The organism is Sphingobacterium sp. NPDC055346 (assembly GCF_053645235.1).
This window is the reverse complement of record NZ_JBSHMI010000005.1, coordinates 428,632-435,904: the sequence shown is the minus strand read 5'-3', so window position 1 is coordinate 435,904 and position 7,273 is coordinate 428,632. Positions and strand designations below refer to the sequence as shown.

The 7,273-nt window shown below is 43.8% G+C and carries 7 protein-coding genes; 6 read left to right on the top strand and 1 reads right to left on the bottom strand.

The features are described from left to right. Nucleotides 1-107: 107 nt before the first annotated feature. A complete protein-coding gene (cobA, locus tag ACWICE_RS12900) occupies nt 108-869 on the bottom strand; it encodes a uroporphyrinogen-III C-methyltransferase (RefSeq protein ID WP_093099097.1) in 762 nt (253 codons plus the stop codon). A 149-nt stretch (nt 870-1,018) separates the two neighbouring features. Between cobA and nirB the strand changes: the two genes are divergently transcribed. From nirB to ACWICE_RS12870, 6 genes are read left to right on the top strand one after another with little or no spacing between them, the layout of a single operon-like run. Next, nucleotides 1,019-3,538, top strand: a complete 2,520-nt coding sequence (nirB, locus tag ACWICE_RS12895; protein ID WP_093099099.1) for a nitrite reductase large subunit NirB — start codon at nt 1,019-1,021, stop codon at nt 3,536-3,538. Between the two features lie 34 nt (nt 3,539-3,572). Then, a complete protein-coding gene (nirD, locus tag ACWICE_RS12890; protein ID WP_223857586.1) occupies nt 3,573-3,920 on the top strand; it encodes a nitrite reductase small subunit NirD in 348 nt (115 codons plus the stop codon). Between the two features lie 36 nt (nt 3,921-3,956). Next, entirely contained in the window at nt 3,957-4,346 is a 390-nt protein-coding gene (locus ACWICE_RS12885; RefSeq protein WP_236736527.1) for a hypothetical protein, read from the top strand. 13 nt (nt 4,347-4,359) lie between these two features. Beyond that, the gene (locus tag ACWICE_RS12880) at nt 4,360-5,109 is read left to right on the top strand and encodes a HesA/MoeB/ThiF family protein (RefSeq protein ID WP_093099102.1); all 750 of its coding nucleotides are present in this window, start codon (nt 4,360-4,362) and stop codon (nt 5,107-5,109) included. Then, nucleotides 5,106-6,053, top strand: a complete 948-nt coding sequence (gene moaCB, locus ACWICE_RS12875; protein ID WP_454298513.1) for a bifunctional molybdenum cofactor biosynthesis protein MoaC/MoaB — start codon at nt 5,106-5,108, stop codon at nt 6,051-6,053. The genes ACWICE_RS12880 and moaCB overlap by 4 nt, the downstream gene beginning before the upstream one ends. Before the next feature lies 1 nt (nt 6,054). Continuing rightward, nucleotides 6,055-7,272 carry a molybdopterin molybdotransferase MoeA gene (locus ACWICE_RS12870; RefSeq protein WP_312695877.1) on the top strand — a complete coding sequence of 406 codons (1,218 nt, stop codon included), beginning with the start codon at nt 6,055-6,057 and terminating at the stop codon, nt 7,270-7,272. Nucleotide 7,273 lies beyond the last annotated feature (1 nt).

Here is a 7,273-nt window from a genome sequence, read left to right as displayed (position 1 = left end):
AGGATATAATTTGATTTTTTAACAAAAGCTTTCCTAATTAATAGAAGAAGGTAAATTTTATACGCTCAAAAATTTATTTAGGACAGATGTGATAACCATTAGAATGATTATATAATGTTTTGCTTCTGCCGCAACAAGGATGATAGGGTGTATTGTAGCTCAACAACTTCTCCGATAACAATAATAGCAGGTTGAGACATCCCTGCTTGCTGACTCGCCTTCACCAGGTCTTTAACCTTACATAGCACTTTCTTTTCATCTGCCCTGGAAGCCCGCTGAATGATCGCTGCCGGGCGATCCCCCTCACCATTCATCAGATAGATCCGTGCGATTTCTGCCAATTTACGCATACCCATATATATAACAACTGTAGAATTACAGCGAACCGCTAACGAAAGATCAGTCGCGATATCACCATTTCTTTTCATACCTGTCAAGACCCATACGCCTTCACTAACACCACGATGTGTCAGCGGTATATCACTCAATCCTACACCTTGCATGCTGCTGATCCCTGGAATATATTCTACCTCGATCTCCAACTCCTTTGCAACAAACCATTCTTCGAATCCTCTACCAAATATGTACGGATCGCCTCCTTTCAACCTTACCACATTGGAAAAACGTCCACAATAATAAGCTATTAATGTATTTATATCTTCCTGTGGCATGTATTTTCCGTACGGATGCTTTCCCACGTATATTTTTAGACATTTTTCCGAAGCAATATGGAGTATTTCTTCATTAATTAGGTTATCATACAGTATTACCTCGGCGTTTTTTATGCTTTTATACGCTTTTATCGTCAATAATTCCGGATCACCCGGACCAGAGCCGACTATTTTTAGAGATTTTAACCGATTTACCATATAAAAATCATTAAAATTTACCACAAATCAATCAAAAATATAAAATAATATGATATATATCATGAAAATATTTCATTTACTGATATCAAAAACATAAATTAGCAAAATAAATAACGAAAAATCATTTTTTACCTCTAAATATTTGAAAAATGAACGTAAAAACAGTCGTAGTAATCGGAAACGGAATGGTTAGTCATAAGTTTTGCGAAAAATTAACAACAAAAGGCAGCAATTTTAAGCTAATAGTGTTCGGCGAGGAACCAATTAGGGCTTATGATCGTGTACATCTCACTGATTATTTCGGAAATAAGACATTAAATGATTTATTTTTGTCAAAAAACGAGTGGTACGAAGAAAATAATATTGATTTATATCTCCATGACCCTATTGTAGACATTGATATTGAAAAAAAACGCATCCATTCCAAAAAGAATATCCAGATAGATTACGATTACCTCATCCTAGCTACCGGATCGGCTGCTTTCGTCCCCCCAATTCCCGGTGTCGACAAAGAAGGGGTATTTTTATATCGCACGATCGAAGACCTTGACCAAATTAAAGCATATGCCTCGGCCGCAAATAAAGGTACGGTCATTGGCGGTGGATTGTTAGGTCTGGAAGCAGCAAAAGCACTCGTAGATCTCGGGATAAAAGAAACAGCTGTTGTGGAATTTGCTCCACGACTAATGCCCAGACAAATTGACGACATGGCTAGCAGTCTATTACAAAACAAGCTACAGGCACTAGGATTGACCTGCTTTCTGCAAAAATCCACAACCCAAATACTAGGCAAAAATAAAATAACAGGGCTTGCATTCGCTGATGGCACGCAATTGGACAGCGATATCTTGATCATATCGGCAGGCATCAAACCTCGTGATGAGTTAGCAAAAGCTGCGGGACTGGCTATTGGACCTCGCGGAGGAATCGTCGTCGATGAGAGCATGCGCACGTCCGACCCTCACACCTTCGCTATCGGTGAATGCGCCCTTTATAACGATATGATATATGGCTTGGTAGCTCCTGGATACGAAATGGCAGAGGTCGCCGCAACTACCATTTCTGGCGAACAAAAGTTTTTTTCTGGTTTCGACATGAGCACAAAGCTAAAATTAATGGGCGTCGATGTGGCTAGTTTTGGAGATCCATTTATCACGGAGCCTCATGCTCGGACCATTCTTCTGGAAGACAAGAATAAAGGTATTTACAAACGGCTCAATATCAGTCCGGATGGTAAAAGGCTATTAGGTGGTATTTTGGTGGGTGAAGCAGCGAGTTACAATATGTTATTACAGACTGTAAATAACAATATGCCGCTACCGGAACACCCCGAAACGCTCCTTTTAGGAGAACAAAATGAAAGTAAACCCGCCGGCACAGGACTGGAAGCCTTGCCCGACACGGCGTTGATTTGTAGCTGCGAAGGCATTACAAAGGCTCAAATATGTAATGCGGTAAGTCAGCAAGGATGTGAGAATGCCGATGATATCAAGAAATGCACGAAAGCCGGTTCTGGTTGTGGTGGCTGTGTCCCTATGGTCAAAGACCTGGTAGCATATACCATGAAGAAACAGGGTAAATATATTCGCAATACCTTATGTGAACATTTCAATTTTAGTCGACAAGAGCTATTTGATCTCATCAAGATTCATGATCTAAGAACCTACGACAGTGTACTGGACAATCTTGGAACAGGGCACGGTTGTGAAGTCTGTAAACCCCTAGTTTCTTCGCTATTAGCCAGCCTTTGGAACGAAATGATACTGGGAAAGGGAAATGATGTGGCCCAAGATAGCAATGACCGCTTTTTGGCCAATATACAACGAGGTGGAACCTATTCTGTTGTACCACGCGTACCGGGAGGAGAAATCCAACCCGAAAAACTGATCGTTATCGGCGAAGTCGCTAAGAAATATGGGCTTTATACCAAAATCACGGGCGGACAACGCATCGACATGTTTGGCGCGCACCTCAATGACCTTCCTTTTATATGGGAAGAGTTAATTGCAGCTGGTTTTGAAAGTGGACATGCCTACGGAAAAGCTTTACGCACGGTAAAAAGCTGTGTAGGAAGTACGTGGTGTCGTTTTGGTCTTCACGATAGTGTATCCTTTGCTATTCAGATCGAAGAACGGTATCGTGGGATCCGATCTCCCCACAAATTGAAATCCGCCGTCAGCGGTTGTATCCGGGAATGTGCCGAAGCGCAGAGTAAGGATTTTGGAATCATTGCCACGGAAAAGGGCTGGAATTTGTATGTATGCGGAAACGGCGGCAGCAAACCTCAACATGCGCATCTCTTGGTGAGTGACATCGATAGTGAAACTTGTATACGCTATCTAGACCGGTTCCTTATGTTTTATATACACACTGCCGATCCATTAACACGTACGGCCACTTGGCTGAATAAAATGGAAGGCGGCGTCGATTACCTCCGGAATGTTGTGGTGGAAGACAGTCTTGGAATGGCGGAAACTTGGGAAAAAGAGATGCAGGCATTAGTAGACGCCTATCAATGTGAATGGAAGGTTGCGGTTAACAACCCTGATATACGCAAGCGGTTTGTTCATTTTGTGAATGCTCCTTCCGAGAAAGATGAAACAGTGAAATTCGAAGAAATGCGCGGGCAAAAGAAAGCGGCCGACTGGAATGCCCCAATAACATATTAATCAAATAAATACGAAACTTTAACACAATATCATTATGGAAATGTTAACAACCACTTCATGGAAATTAGCTTGTCGCGTAGAAGACACCATTGAGAATGGAGGTATCTGTTTAAAACTAGAGGATCAGCAGGTTGCTCTGTTCTATTTCAAGCGCCGTAATGAATGGTACGCCACACAGAACGAATGCCCTCATAAAAAACAAATGATCCTTAGTCGCGGTATGATTGGATCATTAGGAGATAAACCCAAGATTGCCTGCCCTTTTCACAAGAAAACATTCGCACTGGACACCGGCGAATGTCTCTCTGGCGATGAATGCGCCATCAAGACCTATCCGGTAAAAGTGGAAGACGGGTTCGTATATATTGCATTACAGAACTAATATAAGATGGCGATCAACAAATAATCCTTTGCAAACATGAAGACAAACCGCACCTTTTGTACGATGGCATCTATCATGCTGACAGCAGCTGTACATGCGCAGCATAAAAAAATTAGCGCACAAGCTTTTGACGGTATTATTGTAGCGGGTTATGCGGACAACGGCGCATACATTAATTGTACCGGACCTGCCGTGAAATATACTACACAGAAATGGAATCTCACGTTAGGATTCTTACCGTCTATCAAAATTAAAGAAGATGCCTCCGTCGTAAAGAATGCTACGTTTACCCCCACTTTAGGCTTTGGTGCTACATTAACGATTTTTAAGCATCTGGCGCTACAGCTACCAGCATTCTATATACCCAAGACAAATGCCGACAATGGCAAATGGACTTTAGGAGCTGGCTTGGGCTGTAAACTATAACAAGAAAAGAGAAATGGATAACAGATTTTTCAGTGATCATCTTCAGCTGTCATTTATCGGCAAAAAAGGTATGGACAAATTAAAATCTACCCGCGTTCTGGTGGTTGGTGCCGGAGGATTGGGATGCCCTGCGGTTTCAGCATTAGCTTCTAGTGGCATTGGATATATCGGAATACTAGACGGCGATAAAGTTGAGCTCAAAAATCTGGCTCGCCAATATCTCTATACTCCAGCACAAGTCGGAACATTGAAAACTGCGGCTGCTATCACCCAATTAAAGATACGTTATCAAGATACCCTCTTCATCGCATATCCGTTTTTTGCAAACGAAACCAATATCCATTCGATATTTTCTGAATATGACATCGTCATCGATGCAACGGACAACTTTCCTTCCCGCTTATTAATCGGCCATACGGGTATTCAGCTCGGTACACCAGTCATCTACGGATCTATTTTTCGTTCTGAAGTGCAGATCACCGTTTTTAACTATGAAGCGCAACGCCTGGCCATAGACGATTTATTCACCCTGCAGCCAGCTGCGGAAGGCATGCGTTGTGAAGTATCCGGCACGTACGTCATCGGCAGTATGATAGCGGGTATGTTGATGGCAAACGAGGCCATCAAAGTAGTATTGGATTTGCCAGACAAACTGACGGGTAAATTGCTTTTATTCGATGTGCTTTCTCTTCAGAAACGCGTCATTAATTTTTCCAGTTTGCAATCCGATCCAACAGAGACCACCTCAGAAATGAAAGCATGAGAGATATAACCCATAAAATAAGCACATTACGCACAGCTCTAGCTCATGCAGTGATCTATATTACCGAGTTAACAGCTGTCAAAATCCAACGGGATGAACTTCCCAAAGGAAACCTGTTTGATGTTGCTCGCGCAGCAGCATTCTTGGGGGCAAAGGCCACCCCACAACTATTGCCTCACTGTCACCCGGTTAATATTGACGCGATGCAGGTCGATTTCGAATATATCTATTCCAGCTCCCATCCAGATTTTTTTACCGAACTGCAGCTGAGTGCCGGGATATTGATCACGGTATCTGCCAAGTCGATAGGTCGTACCGGTATAGAGATGGAGACGCTTACTGCTGCATCCATAGCAGCACTCGAGCTTTACGACATGTTGAAGCCTTTCGACAATCAATTGGAGATTGGCCATATTCGCCTAGCAAATAAAACAGGCGGTAAATCTGACCATAATCGCTTTTTAGCACCCCTTGCCACCTGCGCTATTTTGGTCTGTTCAGATGCCACCGCCAACGGACAGCGGCAGGATAACAGTGGTCGGAAAATCGAAGAAATATTGCTGACCACCGGCACACAAGTATTGGATTACCAAATCGTTGCGGATGAGAAACCACGTATCCAACAAGCCATCAAAACTTGGGTTGACCGAGACATACAGTTTGTTTTTACGACCGGTGGAACCGGATTGGGCCCACGAGATGTAACGGTGGAAGCTGTTTCCGAATTGGTAGACAAAAGGGCAGACGGAATTGTCGAAGCTATGCGCGGACACGGACAGCAACGCACACCATTGGCTATGATGAGTCGGTCTGTTGCAGGTACAATCGGCAATTCACTTATCGTTACGTTACCCGGAAGCACCAACGGTGTGAAGGAATGTTTAGAAGCTATTTTGCCTGCCTTGTTTCATGCCCGAAAAATGATAATGGGAGGAGGACATTAATATGTTAACCTATCTGGAAGCCCGGGATAAGATTCGAAGCATGGTAAAGCAGCTTCCCACAGAGCGCATTCCTCTCGCCCAAGCATTAAATCGCATACTGGCCTATCCCATTTTCGCGGATAGAGATTATCCTCCATTCAATCGTGCAGCAATGGACGGAGTAGCCATACGCATGGAAGATTGGAATAACGGCATCCGGGAATTCCGTATTCGGACAACAATTTTTGCGGGGATGGAAACTCCTACAACTATTGCAACCGGCGAATGCTATAAGATTATGACCGGTGCAGCCTGCCCTATTCCCGCGGACACCATTATCAGGAAAGAGGATCTAACCTTTACACCAAATGGTACGGCTCTTATTCGCCGTGAATCTATCTCGCGTGGGCAACACCTTGCACAACGAGGCGAAGATCTAAAGAAAAACGAACTGGCCGTTACCGCGCCCCGCGTTTGTGATATCTCGCTAATCGGAACATTAGCAGCTTTGGGCATCCACCAAGCACCCGTTTATAAAATGCCCACAGTAGGGATTGTCACCACCGGCAATGAAGTGGTCGATATCCAGCAGCAACCGGAGCACTTTCAAATCCGCAACAGTAATCAACATCTATTGCGCGCCCTCTGCGAACAATGGCAGTTGCCCATTCGGTCTTGTCAGCATGTGTCTGATGAACCCAAAGCGTTATCAGCGGCCCTGAAACAAGCCACACAGCAGCAACTCATCCTGATCAACGGAGGTGTTTCTGCTGGCGATGCCGATCATGTGCCCCAGATTTTACGAGAACTGGGCGTAGAGATACTATTTCATAAAGTCTCCATTAAACCCGGCAAACCCCTTTTGGTCGGATTCTTACCAGAAGGCAAGATCATATTTGCGTTGCCCGGAAACCCCTTATCATGTTTCATGACCTTCAAACTATTTGTAGAGGATTATCTCCACGGATGTCTGGGGTTTACGAACGAACGCTTCCAAACGTCGACATTAACGATTCCCAGATTTAAGAAATCTTCGCTCGATGAGTTTTTTCCTGTTTTTCGGCATGCCGGGGAATATGGATACACCTGGAAGCCTCACCATGGCTCCGGAGATATAACAGCTACTGTCGGATGCGATGGTATCGGCTGGCATGTCCATAACAAACACGTAATTGCAGAAAACGACAGCATACCGGTACTCTCTTTACACCCTTTTTTTAATATCATTAAACCATACTAAC

Coding starts and splice junctions, on each gene's coding strand:
- cobA (WP_093099097.1), bottom strand. CDS start 869: ATGGTAAATCGGTTAAAATCTCTAAAAATAGTCGGCTCTGGTCCGGGT.
- nirB (WP_093099099.1), top strand. CDS start 1,019: ATGAACGTAAAAACAGTCGTAGTAATCGGAAACGGAATGGTTAGTCAT.
- nirD (WP_223857586.1), top strand. CDS start 3,573: ATGGAAATGTTAACAACCACTTCATGGAAATTAGCTTGTCGCGTAGAA.
- ACWICE_RS12885 (WP_236736527.1), top strand. CDS start 3,957: ATGAAGACAAACCGCACCTTTTGTACGATGGCATCTATCATGCTGACA.
- ACWICE_RS12880 (WP_093099102.1), top strand. CDS start 4,360: ATGGATAACAGATTTTTCAGTGATCATCTTCAGCTGTCATTTATCGGC.
- moaCB (WP_454298513.1), top strand. CDS start 5,106: ATGAGAGATATAACCCATAAAATAAGCACATTACGCACAGCTCTAGCT.
- ACWICE_RS12870 (WP_312695877.1), top strand. CDS start 6,055: ATGTTAACCTATCTGGAAGCCCGGGATAAGATTCGAAGCATGGTAAAG.